Raw genomic sequence first — 25,061 nt, 5'->3', positions numbered from 1 at the left:
GCCATTGCTGACAAACAGTCCAGCGAATGCGCGGGCTGCCCGCGTCACAAAGGAAGACATCGGCGACGAGGTCCCGGGTGCAGGTCCCTGCCCCGTGTGCGCTGCACCTGCTCTCAGCACACTGCGACCGTGGGACGTCCCACCGCACAATCTGCACGATCTGTGACTTCATGACAGACACCGTAGCCGGGGCGGCCCCAGGGCACGGCCGGATGCACATTTCACCAGCGGCAGACAGTTACGGCAACAGAGGATCTTTGTCGGCTGCCTCGATTGCCTCAGCATTGATCACGCGATCCGCAGTTGTTCATGCCCCGCCCTTCGCAGTGCGTCGGGCGAAGGAGGCCGTCGAAGCCGGATTCAGGTTCCCGGTCTGTCCGGGCGGTGTCGTTATTGTCCAAAGGGGGTTTCGGGGATCAGTTGTTGGCACCGAGCAGGAGCGTTCGGTGTTGTAGAGCGAGGTGCAGGAGCGCGGCGGCGATAGGAGCGATTTGGGGTGAGGCGAGCAGGTGGCGGACTTCGTCTTCTTCCAGGGGAAGACCGGTGACGGCGGTGCTACGCGGGCCGCTGATGAGGATGCCTTCATCGGTTTTGTCGACGATCGTTGTGAAGAGCGTGTCGAAGATGTCGGCGTCGAAGACTGCGACGGTCAGCAGGCAGGGCACCAGGTTTTGGGCTTCCACGCCCATGCCGAAGCTCCACACGCGCAGGTGGCCGTGGGATAGCGCATACTCGAAGTCGGAGTACGGGGAGCGACTGTAATCGACTTCCACTCCGCCTTCGCCGGTCGCCTCCGCTGCGCCGAGCATCTCCTCGTTGTACTCGCGCATGATGTTGCGCCACAGGTTCAGGTCCCGTAGATGGCCCACGGGCGATAGCGATGCGGGCTGGAAGATGCCGCCGGGGATGACGCTATAGGTGCCCTCGCCGTGCGCGCTTTGGCCGCGGCTGCGGTAGATGAGGAAGAACGTGCCCTGTCCTGCGGCCGTCCGTCTGATGGTGAGAGTGCCGATCGAGGGGATCACGACGCGGCGTGACAGGGACAGGGGATCGGACTTCAGCAACGCGTGCAGAGGCATTCTGCGCCAAGTCGGCGCTGCCGCCGTGCGGCTGGCGGCCTGGGCCAACTCGTGGGTCATGGCCTCGCCTTGGTCTACGAGGTCGAAGTACCTGCCCCGGCCGAACGTCAGCAGCGGGCCGTCTGCGTGGTGCCAGTCCGCTTCGAGCAGGCGGAACGCAGGCCGGTTGTCGAACAGCGTGGGGCGCATGAGGCTCTCAAGGGCTTCTGCGTAGCCTGTGTACCTGCTCCACCGGGTGCGATTGGGCAGGACTCTTCGTGCTGCTGCGGTCAGGGCGCGGTCTTCCGGGGGTTCGCTGTCCGCCCAGATAAGGCGGATACGGCTGATGGGTAGAGGAGAAGCTGGTCGCATCGTCGCGTCAGCCAGCAGAGCGCTGCTTCCGATCCGCTCCAGTGCAGGGGCCGCGTCGGTGTGCAGGTCGGCTGCGATGTGAGCCAGGCGGCCCACGCTTTCCCGCAGCTCGATGCGCACGGCCCGGAATCGAGCCTGCGATGCTTTGACAGTTGGATCATCCAAGGCCCGCCAGGCGTAATAGCCGCCCGCGACCCCCGCTAACACGCCGATGGCTTGCAAGATCTCGTTCCCACTCATACGCCCCCGCAAGGCTTGGCATTTCGTCATTGTTCCAGCCTGTGGGTAGGTATGCCAGCACTTGGGGCGCACGCCGCGCGGAACGGAGAAGACTGATCATGGCGGAGTTACGCCCCTGCCGCCAGGCCTTCTGCTTCCGGCGTGATCTACCGAAAACGGGTACTCGGTCTCGTGAGTCCGGCACTGTAGGGGCATGAGGAACAAGAACCCGTTCATGCTGACCACTGCCGGGCAGTGGATCGAGTTGGAATCGGACCCGCTCGCTCCCTTCGAGAGCATCGAGGTCCACGAGGACTGCGCGAAGGCGGCCGGCTACTTGGAATGGGGCACGCTGTCACGTGCGAACCTCACCCCTTTGTGGCTGGAGGTATACAGCCGTGGTGCCAGCGTCGACTCAAACCCGCCGCAGTTCATGGTAGTGATCTGCAACTACAATTCGTACGAGGTGGTCTACGCGGAGAGCGCGCCAGCACTGATGAACCTGCAGGCCCAGTGGGCGCCAGCGATCCAGGCCGCCGCGGTGACGGAGCTTCTGGGTGACCTTGAAGACGGCAAAACTGACACGGGCTTCGCAAGTCTGGTCCGTAGAATTCTCGGCGCTTGCGACTGAGCTGGGCAGGTGATGGCCGGAAGCGCCCCGGCACCACGGGGAACCCCGCGACTGGCGGCAGGTCCTCGAACGCCACCGCCATCACCGCGTCCGCCCACCGCTGCTGCACCACCTGCGGCGGACCTGATGCCGGTTCTGGGCACAGCACTTCGAGGCACAGGGAGCGGCAGCCGGGGTGGTAGGTCTCGGCGACGACCTGCCCGCGCGGTGCGTGGGTGGCGACCAGGCCGGTGCGGGCCACGATCGCGGCACGGTCCTGTGCACCGGTCCGGGGCAGGATGTGGGCGGCGCCGGCCGGGATGATGCCGGAGTTGGTGCGGCACAGCAGGTTGCCTGCGCCGCCGCCGGCACGGTCCCCTTTGACGATCACCGCCCCCGTCTCGGTGGCCAGCCGGTCCAAGGCACTGTGCAGGTCACCGCTGGTACCGCACACCGCCCCGGCAGGAGCGGGGACATCCAGTCCGGCGGCCAGAGCCCGAAAGACCGCCTTGCTGTTGAACAGTTCCGCACTACCCGCGGCATCGAACCCCGACACCGAACCGTCGGTCAGGTCCAGCTCCCGGGCCAGAGAGGCGATCGACCGGTCGGACAAATAGGAGCAGATCTCCCACGGCCCGGTACCGGCCACCAGCTTCCTCAAGCGGTCCAGCAGCTCCGGGCGGTGCAGTACTTCCCGGCCCAGGACCCACCCTGAACGGTCCTGGGGTGTCAGCAGGTCCACACGCCGCGGATCGAAACCCATCAGGGCGCCGACATGGGCGACGAACGCCGGATCCACTGGCTGCGGGAGCACCAGCGCGTCACCCTCACGCAGCAGCCACACCATCCGCGCCGCGACGACCGGAGTTCCCTCCCGCTCCCGGGGGTCCAACTCCTCCAGACGGTCCACCCTGTACTCGCTGTTGCAGTTGCCCAGCCATATCCTGCGCATCATGCCTTCTTCCGTCGGCTGGTCAACGACCAGTCAGGGGCCCGACGTCATCCCTCCCCACTCCCGCAGGCCCAGACTCCCCTCACGAACCAATCCGTAACGGCGAATGGCCATGGTGATGATGCCGGTCATGTCCAGCGCACGCCGCTCTGGGACAGCGCTCCATCCGGTCCGGCGTCAGCGTAGCGGCCCTGCTCCGCTGGTTGCTGACCCATGCCCCCAGACGGAACTGGACCTCCGAGCCGTCCTTGGAGTGCACGGTCTCGACATGCTTGCGAGGCACCTGGAGGTGTCCCTCGCGTTCGTAGTACTGCCGGGCGGCCACCATGTGGTCGGCCCACTTGTCGGCCTGTGTACGGGGCTGCTTGGGCATTTCGTCCTCGGTTGCGGGGGTGATCCCGAGGACCTGTTCGCACATCTGTCGGGCCAGGCAACCGACATATTGCGGATGTTCTGGCAGCAGGATCCCCTCGTCCAGTCCCGCACCCCGGCCGCATCGTCTTGACAGGGTGACCGTGTCACCAGCTCGGTCACCCCCCGGGCGCTACGCCCACTGCAATCTGCCGTGTTCACGGAATTCAGTTCTATTGCAGATGAATCGCACGGCCATTCGGTCACAAGGGGGGCCCAGTCGGCCCATCCGACAAGTGCGGCCACTACGTCACAGTTGCGGTAGGGGAAGAACCGGTGTGACGTCGGTGGTCATTATTTTCATGGCGGCGATTAATTTCCTTTGAACCAGCAGGGGGGCTGTGCCTAGTCCAGTAGCGCCGATTGTGGGTGCGACCGCTGCGGGAGCCGTTCCAGTTTGCACAACCAACCCGACACCGCGCCTGTCCAATCATTTCAAAATTCAACTACCTGGGGGACTCCATGTCGGATCACGCGCAGCTCGCCAAGACCGGAACCGCCGCCGGCGTCATCGTCGTCGGCACCACCGTCATCACCGGCTGGTGGCTCCTCGCCGCCGCCATAGCGCTCATCGCCATCGGCGCGCTCGGCATCCGCTTCGGATTCCGCCGCGGGCGCACAGTAGGTGATCTGTGACCGACCCGGGTGTGCTCACCGCACATCCCACCCGCTCCCGCCTCATACTCGGCGGAGCCATCACCCTCATCCTCGCCACCGCCTGGTCCGTGCAACACGCCATCAACGCCGCCGGATACGGGGACAAGAACGGGGGCCGCCTTGCCGCCGTCTGGGCTGTGACGTTCCTGCTGCTCCTCACCCAGACCGTCATGTACCACTGTGAGCGGCCCCGCCGTCTCACTCCTCGCATCAAACGTCAGCTCGACGCTCTCCACGTCGCCGTCCTCATGCCGACGTTCAACGAGGACGAGGGGTACCTGCGGCTCGGCCTGGAATCACTCTTACGTCAGACCCGGCTGCCAGACTCCGTGCACGTCGTCGACGACGGATCGACCAGCACCGAGTACGACACCGTCCGCACCTGGTGGATGGACGCCGCACGCAGCGCCGGGATCACCCCAACATGGTTGCGCGTCCCCAAAACGGCGGGAAACGCCACGCTCAGGCCCATGGAGTACGGCAGAGCCCCCAGGCGGACATCTATATCACCGTCGACAGCGACAGCTGCCTGGCACCCAACGCCATCGATGAAGTTCTCATCCCCTTCGCCCGCCCCAGCGTGCAGTCCGTCGCCGGAATCGTCATCGCCACAAACCACCGGGCGTCGCTCCTGGGCCGCATCACCGACCTGTGGTTCGTGACCGGGCAGCTCGTCGACCGCTCCGCCCTGTCCGCGATGGGATCCGTCCTCGTCAACTCCGGGCCGCTGGCCGCCTACCGGGCCGCGGTTATCCGCGACAACCTGACCAGCTACCTCAACGAGATGTTCCTCGGCCGACAGGTCATGTTCTCCGACGACTCGATGCTGACCCTGTACGCGCTCCTCCGCGGACCGCCTTCCTGGCCAACACCGAGGAAGCACCGGCTCCGGGCAGCCGCGCCCGCATCGCCGAGCGCGCTGCGCCCGCGTGCCCGGCTGATCCGTCCGTCCTTACCCGAGATCGGCAACGGCGCTGGCGTGGGCGGCCAGGACGCGCCAGGTGCCGTCAGCGTGGATCCAGGTGCGGGTGTACCGAAGACGCGCGGTGAAAGGTTGTCCTCCAGCGGTGCCCTCAAGTCTGGCCAGTACGCGGGTGATCCCGGTCGAGTCCACCACAGCAACGTGCAGGTCCTGCTGGTCGAAGACCTCGACGGCCAGGGTCCGGGACCTGTGCGCTGCCAGGTCCTGCTCCTTGGTCATGGTGCTGCCGTCAGGTCCTGTGTAGACGACACGGTCGTCCAGGAGCAGGTCCAATGCCTGCGCATCACCCGACCGAACAGCGGCCTGCAGCCTCTGCTCGGCATCGTGGAGAGCGGCTTCAAAGGCCACCTGGTCCCTCTCCATCCTGATCCTCCTTGCTGAGCCGGTCTGCGAAATCTTCGGACGACGGCGACGGTACACGCCGGGCCGGATCCCGAGGGCAGCGCACCGGCGGGGGCGGAGAGCGCTGAAATGTCCCTCGCCCACCGCTGACCCACCGCAGCCCACAACAGCCGCCCAGCCCGAGACCTGCCTGGGCCTGATCGTGGCCGGACTCGCGCCGTGACCGGTCAGTCCTGTGGCGGAGATGGGAGGCGAACGCGTCAGGGGTGGCCCCCGGCACGCTGTCCGCCTCGCGGGACGGGCTACGCCGGGATGCGTCACCGCCCTGAGTTGGGGTGCAGCAGTGACCGGTACGCTCTTCGGGCGCCCGCGAAGGGGCAGATCCCACCCGAACTACACCCCTGCCAGGCGGTCATTCGCCGCCGCGTCGGGCAGCCGTCGCCCGCTCGCCACCGGTGGGATCTGGTGGCTTTCCCGCCGCTCAAGCTCTGGTCGCTGCGGGGCCGACCGCAGGTGTCGGCCCGGTTCCTGCTCTGCCGGAATCCTCCCGGCCGCGCTCCAGCGCCGTGTCGTGCGCGAACGGCTGGGGTTCACCCCGGACGAGCTGGACGGTGGTCACCTACCGAGCCTCGCCCGCCCGGAAGACCTGACCGAACGGCTGGAGGCGTACCGGCTCGGCCGGGATCCGGCACGACCCGCGGTCCCGCACGGGCTCAGGGCAGGGTCTTGGCGAGCCAGTGGTCGACGTAGGGGTCGTCGTTGAACGCGGGGACGTCCACGTAGCCGAGCCGGGAGTACATCCGGCGCGCCTCGACGAGGTCATCGCGGGTGTCGAGCCGCATTCGCGTCACCCCCAGGTCGCGGGCCCGCGTCTCCAGCTCGCGCAGGAGGAGGGCGGCGATGCCCTGCCCACGCGCGGCCGGCGCGGTGAAGACACGGCGGACCTCGGCGGTGGCGGGTGGCAGCAGGAGCAGAGCCGCGCAGGCGACGGCGGCGTCGTCCTGACGGGCCACAAGGAACAGGCCGTGCGGTGGAGCCAGATCGTCGCTGGGGGCGTTCCCCACCGCGCTGTCGATCTCCTCGTCGGTCGCCGGCCGCCCGTACGCCCGGCAGAGAATGTCGTCGAAGTAGGCCCTCATCAGGTCGCGCGCCTCTACGGACCGGGGGGACACCGCGACCAGCACGACGGATTTCCGGGAGGAGGTCATGGGATCCAGTGTCGCCGGTGACCGGACATCACCAGGATCGGGGTACCGTACCCCCGACTGGACACCTCTTCACCGGCAAAGCAACCGCGGTGACAAAGGCCCGGCCCCGCGCTCACCCGGTCTATGACGCTGCGTTCGCCGCGCAGCGGGACGGACGTGAGATTCCAGGACGGCAGGACGGCAGGACGGCAGCGTCAGCGGTAGCGTTCGATGAGCGCCTGGCCGATGGAGGCCAGGTGGGCTCGCACGGGCGCAGGGCCGGTCACGTCGAGCCATGCGACAAGCCCGGCGAGTTCGCCGGCGAGGGTGTAGGCGTCGCGGCCGCGGATCACGACTTGGATGCGGCCGTCGGTCGTGGCGCCGCCGACGTCGAGCCGGTCGCCCAGTCCGATCCGCAGGATGTTGATGCCGGGGAGGGTGCAGAGCGCCTGCGCCTGCAGGGGGGTGCGGGTGCGGTCGATCTCGTCGGCGATCTCGCGCCAGCTGGTGGCGAGGTCGAAGTCCTCGGGCCGGTCGACCGGGTCGTCGGTCGGGTCGGCGGACGAGACCCGGTCGATCCGGAAGGTCCGTCGGCCGGCCTGGGTGTGGGCGACGAGGTACCAGGACGGGCCTTTGGCGACGATACCCAGCGGGTGGACGGTTCGTCTCGTTGCTGCGCCGTGGCGGTCGGCGTAGCCCAGCTGCACCTGGACGCCGCGGATCACCGCGTCCTGGAGCGGGTCGAGGAAGCGGGGCGGTGAGGGCGCGACCCGGCTCGCCCCCCAGGGTCGCGGGTCCGTGACCCGGGATGCCGCCGCTGCCTCTGCCTGCGCCCGGAAGGGCTCGGGCAGAGCGTGGACGAGCTTGCGCAGGGCCGCTTTCACGGCCGGTGTTCCGGCCGAGGCCGGGCCGGCGAGTAGGAACAGGGCGCGGGCCTCGCTCGCGGTGAGCCCCGACAGGTCGGTGCGGGCGCCGCCGACCAGCCGCCAGCCGCCGCCGCGGCCCTGCGTGGCGTACACGGGCACCCCGGCCATGGCCAGGGCATCGAGGTCGCGGCGGGCGGTGCGTTCGGAGATTTCCAGCTCCCGGGCGACCTCCGCCGCCGTCACCTGCTCGCGCCGCTGCAGCATCAGGAGGACGGCCACCAGCCGGTCGGTACGCACACCGTAAAACTCTCACAGCAAACCGGTCATGAGGTGACCGGTTTCGGGTGACAGGGTGGCGGCATGACCTCAACCGGTTTCCCCGAGCCCACTCGCATTGCCCTGAACGGTGTGGAGCTCGAAGTGTTCGAAGCGGGCCGGGAGAACGCGGGAAGGCCGATCGTGCTCTGCCACGGCTGGCCGGAGCACGCGTTCTCCTGGCGCCACCAGTTGCCTGCCCTGGCCGCGGCGGGCTACCACGTCATCGCCCCGAACCAGCGGGGCTACGGCAACTCCTCCCGCCCGGCCGACGTGACGGCCTACGACATCGCCCACCTGACGGGCGACCTGGTCGCCCTGCTGGACCACTACGGATACCCCGACGCCACCTTCGTCGGCCATGACTGGGGTGCCTTCGTGGTGTGGGGGCTGGCCCTGCTGCACCCCGACCGCGTCAACAAGGTGATCAACCTGAGCCTGCCGTACCCGGAGCGCGGGACGCGGCCGTGGATCGAGGTGATGGAAGAGGCGCTCGGCGGCGACTTCTACTTCGTCCACTTCAACCGGCAGCCGGGCGTCGCCGACGCCGTCTTCGACGCGAACACCCTCTCGTTCCTCCGCAACCTGTACCGCAAGAACCAGCCCCCCATGCAGCCGCAGCCGGGCATGGCGCTGATCGATCTGGCCACGGCGCCCACACCCCGCGGCGACGCTGTCATGAGCGACAGCGAACTGGCCGTCTTCGTCTCCGCTTTCACCGCATCGGGATTCACCGGCGGCATCAACTGGTACCGCAACCTCGACCGGAACTGGCACCTGCTGGCGGACGCGGACCCGATCATCCACCAGCCCACCCTCATGATCTACGGCGAGCGGGACTCGATCGCCCGATCCGCGAGCCTGACCGATTTCGTGCCCCATGCGGATGTGGTCAGCCTGGACTGCGGCCACTGGATCCAGCAGGAGAAGCCCGAGGACACCAACCGGGCGATCACGACATGGCTGCAACAGCAGGACCAGGCCGTGCCGGCGGACCAGCGGAGACCGGGGCGGTAACCGGCCCCCGGGGACCGCGGGGTGGTCTGTGGCGGTGGTGCCGGCCACGATATTGAGACCACCGGCCGTTCGAGGGAGCCGGCCAGAGGGCAGAGGGGAGCACCGCAAGTGCCTGTTTCTGAGCCCCCGGCGAGATCCGACGCGTAGCCTGATATCCGGTGGACCGAGGGTGAACCTGCTGACCGTCAGCGCCAGATTGATCAAGCTGCCGGACCCTTCGGAGCGCTTCGGATGGCGGTGGCCGCGACCAACGCACGACATTCGCCGCCCCCTCCCCTCACGCCACACCAGCCGCAGAGACCCCGTTCGGGGAACGGTCACCGCGACCGTTCCCCGAACGTTTGCGTAGACCTCGCAATGCGGACTCGCGGCCCTTGACCTGAGCTCACGAGGTTCAGAAACAGGCACTTCGGCACCGTCGAGGCCGGCCCCGAGCAGGACGCAGAAGCCGAGGATGCGATCCGCCGCTTCCAGACCGTCCTCGCCGAGCTCGCCGCCTCCTGAGGCCTACCAGACGCCGTAGGAGCAGGCCTTCTCTCCGGTGGCAATGATCTGCATACAGATGCGGGTGCCGACGTTGGCGCCGTTCCAGTGGTAACCCGAATAGTCGATGCTGTTGTTGACGAAGTAGTAGTCGGTGACCTTGGTCCAGTTGTACTTCACGGTGCCGTCAGGGTTGTAGGCCTTGCGTTCCAGCCAGCCAGTACAGGAGATGGAGTAGGGGGCGTAGGACCTGAATCCACCCCTGACGTAGCCGTCCGAGGCTCGCTTGTCCATCGTTCCCCCGCACAGGAGATCCTGGAAGGCGCTGTCATAGCTAGTCCAAAGGTCGACGTAGTCATCGCCTTTGCCGATGTCGGCGGATGCGGGGGTCGCCGTGGTGGCCAGTACGCAGGCCAAGGTCACCGGGACCATCGCAAGTGCTCGGGCCATCCTCTTGTTCATGTTGTGCATTGCACGTGTCCTTTCAGGAAGATGCTCGGTGGTGGGTCGGGTAGCTGCCGTGTGGTGCGATCGCCGCCGGAGCAGCTCCGGGGTCGTCTACCAGACGCCCGTCGAGCATTCCTTCTCCCCTGTGCCCAGGTTCTCCAGGCACAGGCGGGTGCCAACGTTGGTGCCGTTCCAGTGGTACCCCGAACGCTCCTGGACGCTATTGACGTAGTAGTAGTCGGTGACCTTGGTCCAGTTGTACTTCACGGTGCCGTCAGGGTTGTAGGCCTTGCGCTCCAGCCAGCCGCGGCACGAGATCGCGTAGTCATCGGCAGACTGCCAGACGCCGCGCACGTAGCCGTCGGCGCGCTTTTCCATCCACCCATTGCAGGAATAGGGGTAGTTGGGCGGGCAGAAGTCAGGGAAGCAGAAGGCCACATAGTCCTTGCCTACCTGCACGTCCGCGGTTGCGGGGTTCGCCGAACCCGTCACCATCGCGGCGGCCGCCACGATGGGTAGGCCGAACAGAGCCATTGATCTTTTGGAGATACGCACGAGATGCGTTTCCTTCCGAACGGGGGGTGGTGGAACAGGAAAGCAGTGCGCCGGGCACCCGAACAGGGATTCGTTCCAGTGATGCGGGCCTGTGATGGCAGCCGCTTTCCCACCGCGGCGCCGACGCCGAGTGCTGCATTCCCGTACCAGTGGAGATTCCGCCGCGCTGCAACCCCGCGGTCCGATCGAGCGGCACTGAAGGCGTCGAGCGAGGGTGGCCTTGAGGATGAGTGTGCTTGGTCAGGTGACGGGCGTCTGGGCGAGCACGTTGGCGTCGGCGGAGCCGACGGTCATCTGCCACCTAATCTTGATCGCGACCCCGTTGCCCAGATCGGTGCACTGGTCGGCTTCACAGGAGTGGGCCGGTTCGAGCGTGGGTGTCCGTGCGCGTGGCTACCGTCGACTTAGCTGGTGCGCTGGTGGTGTCCCCTGCGTAGTTCCCGCCCGCAGCGTGAGCGGCACTGGTGAAAGCAATCACCAGTACCGCGGCGGCAACGTTGTCCCGCATGGTGGAGACCTTTCGCTTGAGCTGCTTCGATAAGACTGCAACGGGTGTGTGGGAGGCGGCCAAACGATCATTGGGTCGGGACCGACAATCGCATCAGTACGGGCTCGGAGTATTGGAAAAACCCGCCATCGGGCGAAGGCCGCCGATGCCAATTCCGTGATCATGCACGTCGATGGACCTCGGCCGCGCCCGTACGATCGCCCCCGGCACCTGGCAGCGCAGCGGAGGTGGAGTGAGGCAGCCGAAGCCGCAGCCCAGCGAACCGCCGACTCCTCACCAGCACTCCGCGAGATGACTCGCGAGCATGCACAATCCATGCGCTGGGCACTCACACGAGCCGAAGCCACCGACGAGCAAGCACAAGAACGTCCCCCGTCACCGCGACCACACGGGTCAGCTGTCAAAGGACAAGCTGAGGAGTTCCGCACCTAGCTGGAGGTGCACCACGCCACCGCCGCGCAGTGCCGGGTGGGCTGGTGGAGGAAAGCGACGGGCCAGCCCACACGGAGCTGGTCGCAGGCGGTCGATCAGGCGTTGTGCTTCGGCAGGATCGACGGCCGGCAGGACCCGATCGACGACTTCTCCTGGGCGATCCGGTTCACCGCGCGCCGCCCGCGCAGCAACTGGAGCCTGGTCAACCTCCGCAAGGTCGAGGAGCTGACCGCGCAGGGGCTGATGCGGCCGGCCGGTATCGCGGTGTTCCAGGCCCGTGACCGGGACCGCGAGGAGAGCGCGGACGCGCAGTTCGAGACGGCGCAGCTGGCCCGCTTCCAGGCCGCACCACAGGCGTGGCCATGGTTCAGCGGGCAGGCGCCGTCCTACCGCAAGCTGGCCGTCCACCAGGTCAACAGCGCCCAGCGGGCCGCGACGCGCGAGCGCAGGTTGGACCAGCTGATCGCCGACAGCCTGCAGGAGGTGCGGCTCACACCGTTCCGGCGGCCCGGAACCTGAGGGCCTGCTGCAACACCAGCAGGCCGAGCACGATGGGTCGGGCACGATCCCCGCCGCCGCACCGGATTCCTCACCGCCCGCCCGCGGGCAGGGGCGGGGGCTGGTCACGGTTTTCGTCACGCCGCCGCCCACCCCCGGGCAGCCACCTGCCGCAACGGTCGGCGATGGCCGGCGAGCGCCCTGACCGGGCTGGTCCTGACAGGCTGCCGGGACGCTGACGCCCCACCGGCACTGGACCGATATCGTGCAGGTGCCGCCCCGCGCGACGCTGCGAGGAGCCCATCGGGGCACGGACCGGAGGAGTCCCTTCCCCGTCTCACCCCGCTGCGCGCCCTGGTCCTCGAGGCATTCGAGCGCGTCACGACCGCGCCGTCTGAACTCCTGGAACGGTGGGCCGGGCCGGAGGGCGATCCCTGGCGGGCCGTCCTCGGCCGGCTGCGCCACGCCCTCACGCCCCAGCCGCCGGGAGACCAGCTCCACCGTCCCTGACGCCCCGCTCGGAGTCGCAGTCTCTGTCGCGTCCTTGGGGATCACCATCGACCGGGAGGGGCTCTGGGGGGCGTCAAGTCCACCCTGTCCGGGATCGTCGACTCCTACGACTGCACGACGGGCTCCAATTGCCCTGGCGGGGTGTGCCCAATGGTGTGACTGCACGGCATGATCGTGATGACGTGAGAGCACGCAGTCGACCGATGGCCCGGTCTGGTCGCTCTGGGCCGGGCGGGGCCGCCGGTGGTTCACCAGGATGAGAAAGGCGAGCGCCATGCTCGACGAGGGTAATCTGCTCAAGCGGCTGCTGGAGGAGTTCCCGGAGGCAGCAGAGGAGGTCGCCAGGAGGTCAGGAAATCCATCGGTGATGACACCGACCTGGGACGACCTCGAACTGGACACCGAGCTTGGCATGTTTTTGGTCCTCGCGTTCAACGCCCCGGTGGTCGAGCCGCGACTGGAGGCCCCGGTCGTGGACCCGACGGCGCTGCGGGCGTGTTTCGACTTTATCGAGGAACTGGTAACCAGCTCCTCGGCCCACATTCAACGCAACACCGTGACCTGGGTCGTCGACGCGCTCTGTAAGAAAATGCTGTACGTCGAGCGGGCGCTGGTGTGGGCCGGCCCCGTGACCCGCCATGAACTTGTCCTGATCGTGCGTCACTACAGCGTGCCGGTCGATCCAGCGCTGCTGGAGCCCCCGGCTTGATGACACACGTCCGACGCCGCAGTCCCTGGCGCGCAGGCGGCACAAGCCACCACCCGTGCCATCACGGCGTGTGGCGTAGCCATGGGCGAAACGTGCCGGCGGACCCGCTGAGACCGGGTCGGTAGCGGGCCCGGGGGAGCGCTCGGCGGCTTGCGGCTGAGGTGCCGCGCGCCGTTGGCGTCCGGTCCTGACGCGCCGTCCGCCGCGCTCGCCGAGGCGTGCGCCCATCTCGGCCGCTACGAAGAGGCCGCCGATGCCGTGTTGTGCCATCCGCGCTCCGGCTTGGCCTGGGCCTGCTGGCTTGTCGGTCGCGCTGACTCGTCGCTGCCGCCGCACGCCCCGCCCGGTCCGCTCGCGTGCCGGACGCCCGGTGGCCGGCGCCGTGGGGCGCCGCCGGTCCGCCGTCCCGTTGGCATCGGTGGCTGCTGTGGGCCGTCCTGCCGTGTGGTGTTGCCTGCCATCCTCGCGGCGGGGGGGGGGGGCGGGGCTGTCGCGTACGGCGGGACGGTGCGGCGCTGTGGGTCTCGCCGGGGTGGTGAAGGGCGCGGGTACGACGGGCGTGGTCGTGGCGTGCGGGGCGGTGTCCGTACGGTTGGCGCGGACTTCGGCCCGGCAGCCTTGCAGGCAGGCAGGGGGACGGTGGGTTGGATGCCGGCCCGGAGCCGTGCGCGGGTTTCCTCAATGCTTCCGGGATGGTGGCTCCGACGGCGGTGTGAACCGCCGTCGGGCCCCCAGCGTCCTGCGCCGCCCCGCGGTTCGCGGCTGGGGCTGGATGGTGGCCCCGGCGGTGGTGTGGACCGCTGCCGGGGCTCCTTGCCCGATGATTTCTGCTGTGCGGTGGTTCGCAGTCGGGGCTGAACAGAGCGCAGCCGGCGGTGTCTGGGGCTGGGGCCGAACCAGGCGTAGCGCGTGGTGTCGGCGGCCGGGGAGCTGCGGCGGGTGCGGTGGGTGGTGTGCGCGGGTGGTGGCGGGTCCGGTGTTAGAAGGTGAGGTTCCAGGCGTTGATGGTGCCGGTGTCGGAGGCGGCGTTGTCGTTGACGCGCAGTTTCCAGGTGCCGTTCGCAACTTCCGAGGAGGCGTTGACGGTGTAGGTCTGGGCGAGGTTGTCGGCACTGCCGCCGGTGTGGTTGTGCAGCGGGTAGACGGTGCCGTCCGGCGCCACCAGGTCGACCTTCAGGTCACCGATGTAGGTGTGCTTGATGTCGACCCCTACCTTGAGGGTGGCGGGGGCGTTGCCGCTTACGCCGGTGACGGTGATGGGGCTGTCCACGGTCGCGTTGTCGTTGATGGCGTAGTCCGTGAGGTTCTCGAAGTATTTGCCGGCCGGCGGGGTGGTCCCGACGGCCTTGAGGGCGTCGACCTGCCCTTCGCCGAAGAACGCGTTGTTGGCCGTCGTACCCGTGCAGCGAGCGTCCGAGGGGCAGGCGATGTCGTTGGCCTGGGCAGCCAGCTGGGCGCGGATCTGTGCCGGGGTGATGCCCGGGTTGGCGCTGGCGATCAGGGCTGCGACGCCGACGACGTGCGGGGTGGCCATGGAGGTGCCGCTCTTGGTGCCGTAGCCGCCGCCGGGGACGGTGGAGTACACGCTGCTGCCCGGTGCCGCGACGTCGATGACGTTCTGCCCGTAGTTGGAGAACGAGGCCTTGGTGACGCCGGTGCCGTTGGCCGCGACGGTGACCACGCCGGGCAGCTCGGTCGGGATGTCGAGGCAGGCGTTGGTGATGGTGCGGGTGATGGGCGTGGAGTCGTTCGGGCTCGCGGAGTCGGTGGTCTTGTGGGCGAGGTCGTAATTTTCGTTGCCCGCGGCGGCGATCTGCAGGGAGCCCTTGGTCTCGGCGTACTGCTGGGCGCGCTTGACGCCCTCGATGATGGCGGCCTGGTCGATGTTGTCCGGGCAGTTGAACTGCCACGGGTCGGTGTAGTAGCTGTTGTTGGTGACCTGGAAGCCGTGGTCACCGGCCCAGACGAAGCCGCAGATGGTGTTCTCGGCGAAGAAGAAGGAGTTGCCCGGCTCCGCGACCCGGACCGCGGCGATCCTCACCGCGGGGGCGACGCCGATGACGCCCTTGCCGTTCTTGGCGGCGGCGATGGTGCCCGCTACGTGGGTGCCGTGCGTGTCGACGTCCCGCCAGGCGCCCGCACGGGAGTCGGGCTTGCCGTAGGCGCAGGAGACCGAGTCGGCCGCGTCGAAATTCGGCGCCAGGTCCTGGTGCTGTCCGTCCACACCGGTGTCCAGGATGCCGACCTTGACGGTCGCGGAGCCCGGGTTCACCGCCCAGGCCTGGTCGGCCTTGATCTGGCTCATGTCGGCCCGCACCGGCTCGCCCGCCGGCGTCGTGGCCTGCGCGGGAGTGGCGGGGAGCGCCGGGTTGTAGGCGTCGGCCGGGACGTCGGAGGTGCGGGTGGCGCCGACCTGTTGCACGCCGGCGACGCCGCGCACGGTGGTGGCGAAGGTGCTGGATGCCGAGTGGGCGACGATCACGCCGATGGGGTCGAAGGTCGAGAAGACGGTGCCGCCGCTTGCCGCGATCGCGGAGCGGACCGCCGTGCTGTCACCGGGGGTGGTGAGCACGAGGTAGGCGCGGGTGCCGGCTACCCAGGTCGCCCTGGGGGAGGCGGACACGGCGGCGCGGGCGTGGGTGGCCGATGCGGTGGAGGCGTGGGTGGGGGTGCCCGGCGCGGTGGAGGCGGCGTCGGCGAGGGTGCCCGGGGCGCCGAACGCGAGGGCCGCGCCGAGCGTGGCGGCCCATATCAGGGTGCGTCGGGGGCGGCTGGAGAGGTGGGGTATCAAGGCGTCCTCCGCAGACGGCCCGACCGGTGCGGTGAGCTCCGGCCGGGCCGTACGAAACGAGTGGTGGATGCACGATGTCAGAGGGTTCTCCGGTGCGGAAGTACCTTTTTGTGCGCCGATGTTGTCGGGGCATGGCTGAAAAGCCCTACCGGGGTGCCGGCGCAGGACGAAGGGGCCGCCACCGCGCCGAGGGGCCGGGTGATCACTGCCGGTGGGGGGAGCGGGCCGCCCCGGCGGCGGGTCGGCCCGGGTGCGCGCTGACGGCGCGTTGGTGGACCGCGTCGCCCTGCTGGGGGCCGGACGGATCCGGACGGGATTGCCCGCGGCGTACGGGGTGCCACGCGCCGTCGTCCTCGCACGGCTGACCAGCACGCTCACCGACCCGGCCCTGTGCAGCGTGCCGACGGAGCGGGCGCCCACGAGCCGAGCCGCCCACCGGGCGACGCCGGTACGTGGGCTGGGAGCGCACCGGCGGGCAACGATGCAGCAGTCCAGGACCTGCCGGTCACCGCGATGACCGCCCAGGGCACGATCCCGATGGTGTCCGCTGCGGTCGGCCGGGTCCCGCTGCCCGGAGGCGCTTGCATGGCGATCCACCCCGCCGTCCTGCCCTTGAGCGTGCTGGGCCACGACGTCGTCCTGCGCGTCGCGGTGGGCTCCGACGCCGTCATCGCAGCGTGCATCGACCTTCCCGCCCGCATTGCCGCATCCACCCCGGGCGAGCGGACGCGGACGGGCAGGCCCGAGGGAGCCCCGGCAGGTGCGGGCCGCGCAGCCCGCCCATGACAAGCGGCCCGGGCGCGGCGACCGACGCGTCCGACGACGACACGGACCGATCCCGACCCACGCAGCGGCCCGGGCCGCGGACCCGGAACGCCGGCGCCGGGTCCCGCACGGTGCCGAAGCGGTGCGCTGCGACGGCCGCGCTCTCCACGCCGACGCCCTCAACGATCCCGCCCACCCCTGGCCCCTCCGGGCGGCGGTGAGCCGGGGGGTTGTCGCGGAGGCCGGGGCCCGCCCTGGTCGGACTGGACGCGGCCGAGGCTGCCGGGGTGTGCATCGGAGGAGGCCGGCGGCTGGGCGGCACGCCGGACGGCGGGCTGCGCTGTGACCGCCCGGCCGCGACTGCGGCGCCCGGTGGGTCGTCAGCGCCCGAACACCAGCTCACCGTGCCTGCTGCTCGGCGACGGGGGTACCGTCCGGGCGGGTACGCAACACCTGGGCATCGCTCTCCAGGGCGTCGGCGGCCGCGGCGGCGAACCGGCGCGGGTCGCCGCCCGCGGGCAGCGGCGGGGCTGTTCCCCCAACCGCACGGTCGGCGAAACCGGTGTCCAGGTGACCGGGCCGCAGGTCCAGGACGGTGATGCCGGCGGGTCGGGCTTCTCGGCGTGCGGCGGTGAGCCAGGCGCTCAGGGCGGCTTTGCTGGCGCTGTAGTCGGCCATGCCGGCCTGCGGATGTTCCGCGACGACGCCGGTGAGGGCCGCGATGATCCCGCCGGGGCCCAGCACGTTAAGCGCGGCGCGGAAGAACGCGGCGGGCGCCAGGGCGTTGACGGCCATCAGGTACTCCGCGACCTCGTCACCGGTGGCTGCCGCGGGGCCGAAGGCAACCGCCCCGAAGGCGACTACGACGCCGTCCAGCCCGCCCAGGCCGGCTGCCGCGCTGTGCACGGCGCGGGCACAGGAGGCGGGGTCGTAGGCGTCGAACAGCACGGTCGGGGCGCCGGGGTGCGCCCGCGCGGCCCGGGCGAGACGGTCCGGGTCGCGGCCGGCGAGCGCGGGGAGCGCTCCACGGGCGGTCAGCTCAGCGGTGAGGGCCCCGCCGAGGACGCCAGTGGCCCCGGCCACCAGCACGCGCGCGCCGTTGAGGTTCATGTCGTACTCCCGATCGCAAGGGGCAGGGGTCGGCGTGGGGGCCCGTTCACCGTCAGTTCCGCACCCCCGCCGCCGGTGGATGCGACGACCGTCTGCCCGACCACAGGGATCGGTGCGACTGCTCGCTGCGCAGGCCCGTCCCACCACCCGAGCACGTTCGGTGCGCCGACGCCAGGCGCCACGGCGGTCCACCGGAGCGTATTGGGCTTGCTGACACCGTTGCGCGGGCACGCTCCGGCGTCGACCCGGCTGCGCACCGCCACGTACCCATCGTGCTCATCGATCGGTCGGTGCCTCAACCACGACGCACCAGCCTCAGTCGGTGGCCTGGGTGGGGTCGGCGATGGTGTGGCGGGTGAGCGCCCACAGCGCGAGGGCGAGGCAGCTGATGGCGGCGCCGAGTGCACAGACCGCGCCCCACCCGGCCGCGGTGTAGAGCCAGGTCGCCGCGAGGGCGCCGGTGGCGCTGCCGATCGAGTAGAAGACCATGTATCCGCCGATCAACCGGCTGCCCGCGTCCGGGTGCAGGGCATGGATCAGGGTCTGGTTGGTGACATGGACCGCCTGCACGGCGAGGTCGAGGAGGATCACGCCGACGAGCAGGGCCCACAGCGAGCTGCGGGTGAAGGCCAGGGGCAGCCACGAGGCGGCGAGTAGCGCCAGGGCGGTGCCGGTGGTCCGCCGGGACAGTCCGCGGTCGTTCAGGCGGCCTGCCAGGCTCGCCGCCAGGGCGCCTACGGCTCCGACCAGCCCCAAGGCCCCGATCGCGGTGGGGGACAGGGACCGCGGGGGTTCGCTGAGCGGCAGCGCGATGCTGCTCCACAGGGTGCTGAAGGCGGCGAAGATCAGCAGGCCGAGCAGGGCCCGCAGCCGCAGCAGGGGTTCGCGGGCGAACAAGGTGATCGTGGAGCGCAGGAGCTGTCCGTAGCGCAGGGGGGTCGGCGGGAGGTCGGGGTGGCGCGGCAGCACGCGGTGCAGGGCCAGGGCGAGCAGGACGGTGAGCGCGGCGGAGGCGAGGTAGACCGAGCGCCAGCCGGCGAGGTCGGTCAGGAGGCCGGATGCGGTGCGGGCGAGCAGGATCCCGAGGACCACGCCGCTGGTCACCTGGCCGACGACGCGCCCGCGCCGGGCAGCAGGCGCCAGGGACGCGGCGAAGGCCACCAGCGTCTGCGTGACGACCGCGAGGAGCCCCACCGCGGCCATGCCTGCGAGCAGGATCGCTGCGGTGGGGGCGGTGGCGACCGCTGTCAGCGCCGCCACCAGCAGGAGCAGTTGGGCCACGATGAGCCTTCTGCGGTCGGTCACGTCGCCTAGCGGCACGAGGAAGAACAGTCCCACCCCGTAGCCGACCTGCGTGAAGGTGACGACGCTGCCGACCAGGGCCGGGTTGATCTTGAGGTCGTGGCCGATCGTGGCCAGGAGCGGTTGGGCGAAGTAGACGTTCGCCACCGCGGTCCCACCGGCGACGGCGAACAGCAGGACCATGCCGCGCGACAGGACGACGGCGGAACCTGCAACGGTTCGGGCTGCGGCCCGTGGTGTCGTCGCCTCACCGTTGCTGCGCATCCAGCACCCCTCCACCCACATGGTTTCATCTTGCTACCGGTGGGGAGCGTAGCGTTTTTTGGTATCATCTTGCAACTAGCATGAGGGTGGAGGACGCCATGGTGAGCAGGACGCGGTTCGACGACAGCGACTGTCCCGTCGCACGGTCAGTGGACACGATCGGCGACTGGTGGTCTCTGTTGATCGTGCGAGATGCCTTCGACGGAAGCCGCCGGTTCGGGGAGTTCCAGCGCAGCCTCGGCGTGGCGAAGAACATCCTCACCGCGCGCCTGCGCGCCCTGGTCGCCGGCGGCGTCCTCGCATCCGTCCCCGCCTCCGACGGCAGCGCCTACAGCGAATACGTCCTGACCCCCAAGGGCACAGCCCTCTTCCCCGTCATCGTGGCGCTGCGGCAGTGGGGCGAGCAGAACGCCTTCGCCCCCGGCGAACCGCACTCGCAGCTGGTCGACACCCGGCACGGACGCCCCTTGCGCCCCCTGGAAGTCCGGTCCGCGGACGGGCGCCTGCTGAACCCCGACGACACCACCGTCCACAAGATCTCCCCCCAGTGATCCGAGCCGGAGCCACGCTGCCGGGCCACCGCTTCGCCGACCATGCCGAGACCGGGTGAGGGAACGCGGCAGCCCCGCTGCGCCGACTCCCGCCATCCGGCGGGAGCAACGCCGCGCAGGGTGGCACCGTCGTCCGCACAAAGGCGTCCGAGGTCACGGGCCTGTGGTGCATGCGTTCGGGCCGTAGATGGTCACCGTCGTGGCAGGCGCACCGTCCGGGCTGTGGTGGGTGTTCGCGAGATTGACAGGCGCCTGGTGTACCGGGCCGCGCGACGGCCTGGGCGGGGAATGGCGGCAGGTGTGGGTTGTCGGGCCTGCGGGGCAGACTGTTGTGCATGACACAGGCCGGGCTCGATGCCGCGGCCCGCTCCCTGCGGGCCTGGCTCAACCTTCAGCAGTTCAGTGACTTGTCCACTGCGGAGGTGACCGCATTTTTCACCGACGCGGTGGCCGACTGGGCGTCCGACCAAGGCTATGAGGTGCAGCGGGAGGTCTCGTTGCCCACCATCGCGCGGCAGCACCGGACCGGGCGTTTGGACCTGCAACTGCGGCACCGGTCGGGCAGGGGTCGGCTGATCAGTGTCGAGGTGGATCGGGGGACGAAGCAGTGGTCCCTGGACAAGCTCGTCCAGGCCGCCGAGCTGGGCCACTTGGCGTTGTGGCTCCGGTGGAGCCGTACCCCCGTCACGGTGTCGATCCCGCCCACGGTCCGGCTCATCCGGGCCCAGGTGCTCCGGCGTACCACGCTCACGCAGGCGAAGGTCCACTCGCTGCGGCCGGACAACTGCGGGTAGCAACCCGGTGCCGCCCCTGGCGCACGGCCGGGGTCGGTGAGGAGCCGGCCACGGCGTCGTCCCCCGTGGGGGGTGGTTCGTGTGCGGGGTGGTCGGTGGTTGTGCGGTCGGCTGGGTGGGACCGCCGGCAGGGGGCGGGATGCTGACGGCGTGTGCCGGGGTGGGGAGCGGGCGCCTGGTCCGGGCATGGTGGGGGCTAGGCTGGTGTGATGGCACCGTCGGATTGGTCCCGCCTGAGTCAAACGCGTGGTCTGCGGCGCCGGTTGGGGATCATGTGCGGTCATGTGATCCGGCGTCCGGTGTTGATCCTTACCCTGGTGGGGCTGGCGTTGGTCATCACCCGATTCGGCAAGGACTTTCCCTTGCTCTACGGAACGGTGCCGGTGGGGGCTGTGGTGATCCGCTGGAGCATGGGCGGCTACCGCCCGGTCGATTCTGCCCCGGACGATGGCAACGAACTTGTGCCGCAGGGGCCCGGGGTGAACGGGCCGGCAGCCGGCCCCGCCGACCGACCGTGACCGGCGCGCCCGGTGCTGGGTTCCGCACGGTGGTGTGGTCACCGGGGGTGTCTGGGGTCTGGGGGGAATGCCGAACCGTTCCGCACGGCGTTGTCGGTGAACGAGCAGGCAGCCGGCATCGCCGGCCGGCTGTGATCGCGGCATGTGCGGTGCTGTGTTCCGCGTGGTGGTGTGGTCGCCGGGCTCCGCCAGCAGGTCTCGGGTGTTGTCGGACCGCGTGAGCGTCCGGCCGCTCCCACGGCCGCTGACCGTCTCGCGAGCCGGTGGCGGAGTGCTGGCTCGTCGTGGGCTCTGGTCCACCTTCTGTGGGGCGGCGACGCTTGGTGAGAGCTGGGGGTGCCGGCCGCGCAGGAGCCGCCCGAACGCGGGGTGGGCGCTCACCCGGGAGGTGGGATGGGGCCGGCCGGATTCGAACCGGCGTCCTCCCACATGCGGTGAAGGCGCGACAGCCACTGCGCTACGAGCCCCATCCCGTCCCGATCATAGGAGCTGTCCGCCCGGTGGCGCCTCGGGTCTTCCCCAGGCGGTGATCTCTCCGCAGGGCCCTTCCCGCGACCTCACCGACCCGACCAGATACGCCGCCAGGAACTCACCCACCGCCACCACCAGCGTGCCGGCCACAAGCGGGCTGTGGAAAGCGGACGTCGGAACCTTCACGGTGACCGGGCCGCTCACTCCCGCCGAAGCGGAGGTGACCGTGAACGCTCCCGGCCCCGCCCCATCCCACACCAGCACCGGCACCACGAAATACCGCACCCGGTCCCCGCGGTGGACGAGACACGCACCGCCGGCTGCAGAGGACGGACAGCTGCAGGTGTCCGTCGCCCAGGGTGGACTGGTGATGCCGTTCGGACCGGTGCGAGTGCGGGCTCCCCGTTCGATGCGGAAGTCCACGGTCGTGAAGTCCGGCCGCTTGGCGGCGTGTGGGTCGGCGTGGCCCGGACCGAGTAACGGGATCTCCCGCGTGAAGGCTTCGTGGTGGATGCTGTGCAGGCTGGCACAACCACTGTCGGGGACGGGTTCGACGGGCCGGACACCCTGACGGGTCAGCGGTTGGTGGATGTCGTCGAGGGCATCGATGTCCTCCTGCGGCGCCGAGCGGATGATCACCTGAACGAAGGCGTCGGGGTTCGTCCCGGCACACCTCTCGGTCTGGTGATCGCGATATCCGATCCCTTCGCGCTGGTCGGCAGAGGTGACCTTCTGGCCGTAGCGGACATCGGGATCATGCGGGGTGACGCTCTCAAGCGCCGGCCACGGCACCCGTACCGCGGCGGGACACTGCCCGGGGTCGCGGATCCGCTGTCTGGTCTGGAGCGGCTGGGGAAGACCGTCGGGTGATCGTTGCGCAACTGGTCGCCTTCCGCCACGCCCTAGGGGTGCGTGGCGTACGGCCCGACGGTGTGGCGGATCGGTGCGTCACCGTCGTGACAGACGATCGTCAGATCCAGCCCCCGGGGCCGTGACATCCCGACGTCTCCTGCGCCGGCCACGTCATCCGTGCCCGTTGATCTGCGGGAATTCTACGCAGATGATGGCAGCCTGACGAGGGACGAACCTGCCGGTGCAGGGTACTTTTCTCCGACGATCCGGTGGAAGAAGGCCGCGCGGGCACCGGTCACCTCGTCTGCCCGGATGCCCCGACATCGCTCACCCATCTTTGGTCCAGACCTATTGACGCGCCGTGCCGCCCCTCATACGATCCGGTCGATCACAGCGCGCCTATCTCCACTTCACCCACAGCCGGGCGTCGCCCCCATGGCACTCGTTCGTGCCCATGACACTCGGCGAGCGGGGAGCATCGCAGGCTTCATCGAAGACCGCGTGCTCTCCGCCCGTTCGGCTCTGCCCGCCCTCGTCCAGATCCCGGCCGCTGCGGCGGCGACCATACGGGAGCACGCCACTTCGAGCTCCTTGCCCCCAGGAGGCAGCCGTGGAAGGTGCATCGCACGTGAGACACACGAGCCGTGCCCAGCACAGATCAACCGTTCTGATGCGTATGCTCGCAGGGATGAGCGCGGCCGCCGTCATCGGCGCCGGCGTCACCCTGGTCAGTTCCGGTGCCGCCGGTGCCGCCGCCGCCAACCTGGTGGCCAACTCCGGTTTTGAGAACGGACTCTCCAGCTGGGCCTGCTCCGGCGGTTCCGGCACGGCCGTCAGCAGCCCGGTGCGCTCCGGTACCTCCGCGCTCAAGGTCACGCCGACCGGCCAGAACAACGCCCAGTGCACGCAGACCGTCAGCGTGCAGCCCAACTCCCAGTACACCCTCAGCGCCTACGTTCAGGGAAGCTACGCCTACCTGGGCGCCACCGGCACCGGGGCCGCTAGCGACCCGTCGACATGGACCCCGAGCGCCTCGTCATACACCCAGCTCAGCCTCAACTTCACCACCGGCGCGAACACCACCTCGGTGACCGTCTACCTGCATGGCTGGTATGGGCAGCCCGCGTACTACGCGGACGACGTGTCGCTCACCGGCCCCGGCGGCACGACGCCGCCCACCACGACCCCTCCCACCACGCCCCCCACCACCCCTCCGACGACCCCTCCCACCACGCCGCCCACCACCCCACCGACGACGCCCCCCACGACCCCGCCGGGCAGCACCTGTGCCACCAAGCCCAAGCCGGCGGGCAAGGTCCTGCAGGGCTACTGGGAGAACTGGGACGGCGCCGCGAACGGCGTACACCCCGGTCTCGGCTGGGTTCCCATCACTGACAGCCGGATCGCCCAGCACGGTTACAACGTCATCAACGCCGCCTTCCCTGTGATCCTCTCGGACGGCACCGTCCAGTGGCAGGACGGCATGGACGCGGGGGTGAAGGTCTCCACCCCGGCCGAGATGTGCCAGGCCAAGGCAGCCGGGGCCACGATCCTGATGTCCATCGGCGGCGCGGCCGCGGGCATCGACCTCAGCTCCAGCGCTGTCGCCGACCGCTTCGTGGCCACAGTCGTGCCGATCCTCAAGAAGTACAACTTCGACGGCATCGACATCGACATCGAGACCGGCCTGGCCGGAAGCGGCAACATCAACACCCTGTCCGCCTCCCAGGCCAACCTGGAGCGCATCATCGACGGCGTTCTGGCGCAGATGCCCCCGGGCTTCGGCCTGACGATGGCTCCCGAGACCGCGTATGTCACCGGCGGCAGCGTCGTCTACGGGTCGATCTGGGGCGCGTACCTCCCGATCGTGAAGAAGTACGCCGACAACGGCCGCCTGTGGTGGCTGAACATGCAGTACTACAACGGCAGCATGTACGGCTGCTCGGGCGACTCGTACGAGGCCGGTACCGTGGCGGGGTTCACCGCGCAGACCACGTGCCTGAACAACGGGCTGGTCATCCAGGGCACCACGATCAAGGTGCCGTACGACAAGCAGGTGCCCGGCCTGCCGGCCCAACCGGGTGCGGGTGGCGGCTACATGTCAACCAATCAAGTCAGTCAGGCCTGGAACGCCTTCGGCGGATCGCTGAAGGGGCTCATGACGTGGTCGGTCAACTGGGACGGCTCCAGGGGCTGGACCTTCGGTGACAACGTCAGGTCCCTCCAGGGGCGTTGACACCCCGCGTCCCGGCCCGCCGCGCGTCACGTGGCGGGCCGGGGCTCCCGGGCGGTGAGGCGAACTCGTGGCGCGAATCGTGTCAAGGAAAAGGTCCAGACCATATTGGTCCAGACCCTTGCGCCGATTGGCCAACGGTGCGACGGTACGAGCGAACCTCACACACAGTGTCGTGAGCATGACCCTAGTGCTGCATTCCTCAACTTATGGGTATAAATGGCGGGTTGAGGAGTGCGCTGGGGGTGGATGGTGCCGACATTATTGCGGGCTCGGCCTG

At 69.4% G+C, this 25,061-nt stretch carries 20 protein-coding genes, 1 tRNA gene and 4 pseudogenes; 12 read left to right on the top strand and 13 right to left on the bottom strand.

Annotation, left to right across the window (positions count from 1 at the left end; genetic code table 11):
* Positions 1 to 416: 416 nt before the first annotated feature.
* The 3 genes from ABZ721_RS31385 to ABZ721_RS31375 form a co-directional block, all read right to left on the bottom strand.
* Positions 417 to 1,550: a transcriptional regulator gene (locus ABZ721_RS31385; RefSeq protein WP_358792149.1), complete on the bottom strand. Its 1,134-nt coding sequence runs from the start codon at positions 1,548 to 1,550 to the stop codon at positions 417 to 419.
* Between the two features lie 530 nt (positions 1,551 to 2,080).
* Entirely contained in the window at positions 2,081 to 3,214 is a 1,134-nt protein-coding gene (locus tag ABZ721_RS31380; RefSeq protein ID WP_358792148.1) for a hypothetical protein, read from the bottom strand.
* A 79-nt stretch (positions 3,215 to 3,293) separates the two neighbouring features.
* Positions 3,294 to 3,539: a helicase associated domain-containing protein gene (locus ABZ721_RS31375; RefSeq protein ID WP_358792191.1), complete on the bottom strand. Its 246-nt coding sequence runs from the start codon at positions 3,537 to 3,539 to the stop codon at positions 3,294 to 3,296.
* A 545-nt stretch (positions 3,540 to 4,084) separates the two neighbouring features.
* Between ABZ721_RS31375 and ABZ721_RS31370 the strand changes: the two genes are divergently transcribed.
* The 3 genes and pseudogenes from ABZ721_RS31370 to ABZ721_RS31360 form a co-directional block, all read left to right on the top strand.
* Positions 4,085 to 4,258, top strand: coding sequence for a hypothetical protein (locus ABZ721_RS31370; protein WP_358792147.1), 174 nt, complete (start codon positions 4,085 to 4,087; stop codon positions 4,256 to 4,258).
* A gap of 191 nt (positions 4,259 to 4,449) precedes the next feature.
* Positions 4,450 to 4,584: pseudogene (locus ABZ721_RS31365) on the top strand (hypothetical protein); the annotation flags it as partial.
* 119 nt (positions 4,585 to 4,703) lie between these two features.
* A pseudogene (locus tag ABZ721_RS31360) lies at positions 4,704 to 5,072 on the top strand (glycosyltransferase); the annotation flags it as partial.
* Between the two features lie 159 nt (positions 5,073 to 5,231).
* Here ABZ721_RS31360 and ABZ721_RS31355 read toward each other — a convergent pair.
* From ABZ721_RS31355 to ABZ721_RS31345, 3 genes are all read right to left on the bottom strand, one after another.
* Positions 5,232 to 5,624, bottom strand: a complete 393-nt coding sequence (locus tag ABZ721_RS31355; RefSeq protein ID WP_358792146.1) for a nuclear transport factor 2 family protein — start codon at positions 5,622 to 5,624, stop codon at positions 5,232 to 5,234.
* Positions 5,625 to 6,316: 692 nt separating this feature from the next.
* Positions 6,317 to 6,811: a GNAT family N-acetyltransferase gene (locus ABZ721_RS31350; RefSeq protein WP_358792145.1), complete on the bottom strand. Its 495-nt coding sequence runs from the start codon at positions 6,809 to 6,811 to the stop codon at positions 6,317 to 6,319.
* Positions 6,812 to 7,005: 194 nt separating this feature from the next.
* Positions 7,006 to 7,953: a WYL domain-containing protein gene (locus ABZ721_RS31345; protein ID WP_358792144.1), complete on the bottom strand. Its 948-nt coding sequence runs from the start codon at positions 7,951 to 7,953 to the stop codon at positions 7,006 to 7,008.
* A gap of 63 nt (positions 7,954 to 8,016) precedes the next feature.
* Between ABZ721_RS31345 and ABZ721_RS31340 the strand changes: the two genes are divergently transcribed.
* Positions 8,017 to 8,988 (top strand): alpha/beta hydrolase, encoded by a 972-nt coding sequence (locus tag ABZ721_RS31340; protein WP_358792143.1) that lies wholly within the window; start codon positions 8,017 to 8,019, stop codon positions 8,986 to 8,988.
* A 507-nt stretch (positions 8,989 to 9,495) separates the two neighbouring features.
* On the opposite strand, the gene ABZ721_RS31335 is transcribed toward ABZ721_RS31340, so the two are convergent.
* Positions 9,496 to 9,765 carry a hypothetical protein gene (locus ABZ721_RS31335; RefSeq protein ID WP_358792142.1) on the bottom strand — a complete coding sequence of 90 codons (270 nt, stop codon included), beginning with the start codon at positions 9,763 to 9,765 and terminating at the stop codon, positions 9,496 to 9,498.
* A 264-nt stretch (positions 9,766 to 10,029) separates the two neighbouring features.
* The gene (locus ABZ721_RS31330; protein WP_358792141.1) at positions 10,030 to 10,473 is read right to left on the bottom strand and encodes a hypothetical protein; all 444 of its coding nucleotides are present in this window, start codon (positions 10,471 to 10,473) and stop codon (positions 10,030 to 10,032) included.
* A 1,042-nt stretch (positions 10,474 to 11,515) separates the two neighbouring features.
* On the opposite strand from ABZ721_RS31330, the gene ABZ721_RS31325 reads away from it, so the two are divergent.
* Both ABZ721_RS31325 and ABZ721_RS31320 read left to right on the top strand, forming a co-directional pair.
* Positions 11,516 to 11,932, top strand: coding sequence for a YdeI/OmpD-associated family protein (locus ABZ721_RS31325; RefSeq protein WP_358792140.1), 417 nt, complete (start codon positions 11,516 to 11,518; stop codon positions 11,930 to 11,932).
* Positions 11,933 to 12,695: 763 nt separating this feature from the next.
* A complete protein-coding gene (locus tag ABZ721_RS31320) occupies positions 12,696 to 13,130 on the top strand; it encodes a hypothetical protein (protein ID WP_358792139.1) in 435 nt (144 codons plus the stop codon).
* A gap of 979 nt (positions 13,131 to 14,109) precedes the next feature.
* Here ABZ721_RS31320 and ABZ721_RS31315 read toward each other — a convergent pair.
* Positions 14,110 to 15,882, bottom strand: a complete 1,773-nt coding sequence (locus ABZ721_RS31315; RefSeq protein WP_358792190.1) for a S8 family serine peptidase — start codon at positions 15,880 to 15,882, stop codon at positions 14,110 to 14,112.
* A gap of 624 nt (positions 15,883 to 16,506) precedes the next feature.
* Between ABZ721_RS31315 and ABZ721_RS31310 the strand changes: the two genes are divergently transcribed.
* Complete coding sequence (locus ABZ721_RS31310) at positions 16,507 to 16,707, top strand: hypothetical protein (protein ID WP_358792138.1); 201 nt, start codon at positions 16,507 to 16,509, stop codon at positions 16,705 to 16,707.
* A 378-nt stretch (positions 16,708 to 17,085) separates the two neighbouring features.
* Here the strand turns inward: ABZ721_RS31310 and ABZ721_RS31305 are convergent, their stop codons facing one another.
* Both ABZ721_RS31305 and ABZ721_RS31300 read right to left on the bottom strand, forming a co-directional pair.
* Positions 17,086 to 17,796 carry an SDR family oxidoreductase gene (locus tag ABZ721_RS31305; RefSeq protein WP_358792137.1) on the bottom strand — a complete coding sequence of 237 codons (711 nt, stop codon included), beginning with the start codon at positions 17,794 to 17,796 and terminating at the stop codon, positions 17,086 to 17,088.
* A gap of 315 nt (positions 17,797 to 18,111) precedes the next feature.
* Complete coding sequence (locus ABZ721_RS31300; protein WP_358792189.1) at positions 18,112 to 19,281, bottom strand: MFS transporter; 1,170 nt, start codon at positions 19,279 to 19,281, stop codon at positions 18,112 to 18,114.
* A gap of 179 nt (positions 19,282 to 19,460) precedes the next feature.
* Between ABZ721_RS31300 and ABZ721_RS31295 the strand changes: the two genes are divergently transcribed.
* The 3 genes from ABZ721_RS31295 (at position 19,461) to ABZ721_RS31285 (ending at position 21,225) form a co-directional block, all read left to right on the top strand.
* Positions 19,461 to 19,913: a helix-turn-helix domain-containing protein gene (locus ABZ721_RS31295; protein WP_358792136.1), complete on the top strand. Its 453-nt coding sequence runs from the start codon at positions 19,461 to 19,463 to the stop codon at positions 19,911 to 19,913.
* Positions 19,914 to 20,248: 335 nt separating this feature from the next.
* Positions 20,249 to 20,707, top strand: coding sequence for a hypothetical protein (locus ABZ721_RS31290; protein ID WP_358792135.1), 459 nt, complete (start codon positions 20,249 to 20,251; stop codon positions 20,705 to 20,707).
* Between the two features lie 209 nt (positions 20,708 to 20,916).
* A complete protein-coding gene (locus ABZ721_RS31285) occupies positions 20,917 to 21,225 on the top strand; it encodes a hypothetical protein (protein ID WP_358792134.1) in 309 nt (102 codons plus the stop codon).
* 394 nt (positions 21,226 to 21,619) lie between these two features.
* On the opposite strand, the gene ABZ721_RS31280 is transcribed toward ABZ721_RS31285, so the two are convergent.
* Together ABZ721_RS31280 and ABZ721_RS31275 are read right to left on the bottom strand one after the other, a co-directional pair.
* Positions 21,620 to 21,693, bottom strand: a tRNA-Ala gene (locus tag ABZ721_RS31280).
* Positions 21,694 to 21,705: 12 nt separating this feature from the next.
* On the bottom strand, positions 21,706 to 22,488 hold the full coding sequence (locus ABZ721_RS31275) for a hypothetical protein (RefSeq protein WP_358792133.1): 783 nt from the start codon (positions 22,486 to 22,488) through the stop codon (positions 21,706 to 21,708).
* A gap of 514 nt (positions 22,489 to 23,002) precedes the next feature.
* Here ABZ721_RS31275 and ABZ721_RS31270 point away from each other — a divergent pair.
* Positions 23,003 to 23,647: pseudogene (locus ABZ721_RS31270) on the top strand (carbohydrate binding domain-containing protein); the annotation flags it as partial.
* A gap of 183 nt (positions 23,648 to 23,830) precedes the next feature.
* Positions 23,831 to 24,784: pseudogene (locus ABZ721_RS31265) on the top strand (chitinase); the annotation flags it as partial.
* Between the last annotated feature and the right edge of the window lie 277 nt (positions 24,785 to 25,061).

Origin of the sequence: Streptomyces sp. NPDC006733 (genome assembly GCF_040636125.1) — a bacterium.
Lineage (GTDB): Bacteria > Actinomycetota > Actinomycetes > Streptomycetales > Streptomycetaceae > Actinacidiphila.
Note: the sequence above shows the minus strand (reverse complement) of the source record. Positions and strands in the feature narration are given on the sequence as shown.

What these genes read in the sequence shown, in the direction of transcription:
- ABZ721_RS31380 (WP_358792148.1), bottom strand. Translation starts at nt 3,214, where the DNA reads ATGATGCGCAGGATATGGCTGGGCAACTGCAACAGCGAGTACAGGGTG.
- ABZ721_RS31375 (WP_358792191.1), bottom strand. Translation starts at nt 3,539, where the DNA reads ATGGTGGCCGCCCGGCAGTACTACGAACGCGAGGGACACCTCCAGGTG.
- ABZ721_RS31370 (WP_358792147.1), top strand. Translation starts at nt 4,085, where the DNA reads ATGTCGGATCACGCGCAGCTCGCCAAGACCGGAACCGCCGCCGGCGTC.
- ABZ721_RS31355 (WP_358792146.1), bottom strand. Translation starts at nt 5,624, where the DNA reads ATGGAGAGGGACCAGGTGGCCTTTGAAGCCGCTCTCCACGATGCCGAG.
- ABZ721_RS31350 (WP_358792145.1), bottom strand. Translation starts at nt 6,811, where the DNA reads ATGACCTCCTCCCGGAAATCCGTCGTGCTGGTCGCGGTGTCCCCCCGG.
- ABZ721_RS31340 (WP_358792143.1), top strand. Translation starts at nt 8,017, where the DNA reads ATGACCTCAACCGGTTTCCCCGAGCCCACTCGCATTGCCCTGAACGGT.
- ABZ721_RS31335 (WP_358792142.1), bottom strand. Translation starts at nt 9,765, where the DNA reads ATGGACAAGCGAGCCTCGGACGGCTACGTCAGGGGTGGATTCAGGTCC.
- ABZ721_RS31320 (WP_358792139.1), top strand. Translation starts at nt 12,696, where the DNA reads ATGCTCGACGAGGGTAATCTGCTCAAGCGGCTGCTGGAGGAGTTCCCG.
- ABZ721_RS31310 (WP_358792138.1), top strand. Translation starts at nt 16,507, where the DNA reads ATGGCGATCCACCCCGCCGTCCTGCCCTTGAGCGTGCTGGGCCACGAC.
- ABZ721_RS31305 (WP_358792137.1), bottom strand. Translation starts at nt 17,796, where the DNA reads ATGAACCTCAACGGCGCGCGCGTGCTGGTGGCCGGGGCCACTGGCGTC.
- ABZ721_RS31300 (WP_358792189.1), bottom strand. Translation starts at nt 19,281, where the DNA reads ATGGTCCTGCTGTTCGCCGTCGCCGGTGGGACCGCGGTGGCGAACGTC.
- ABZ721_RS31295 (WP_358792136.1), top strand. Translation starts at nt 19,461, where the DNA reads ATGGTGAGCAGGACGCGGTTCGACGACAGCGACTGTCCCGTCGCACGG.
- ABZ721_RS31290 (WP_358792135.1), top strand. Translation starts at nt 20,249, where the DNA reads ATGACACAGGCCGGGCTCGATGCCGCGGCCCGCTCCCTGCGGGCCTGG.
- ABZ721_RS31285 (WP_358792134.1), top strand. Translation starts at nt 20,917, where the DNA reads ATGGCACCGTCGGATTGGTCCCGCCTGAGTCAAACGCGTGGTCTGCGG.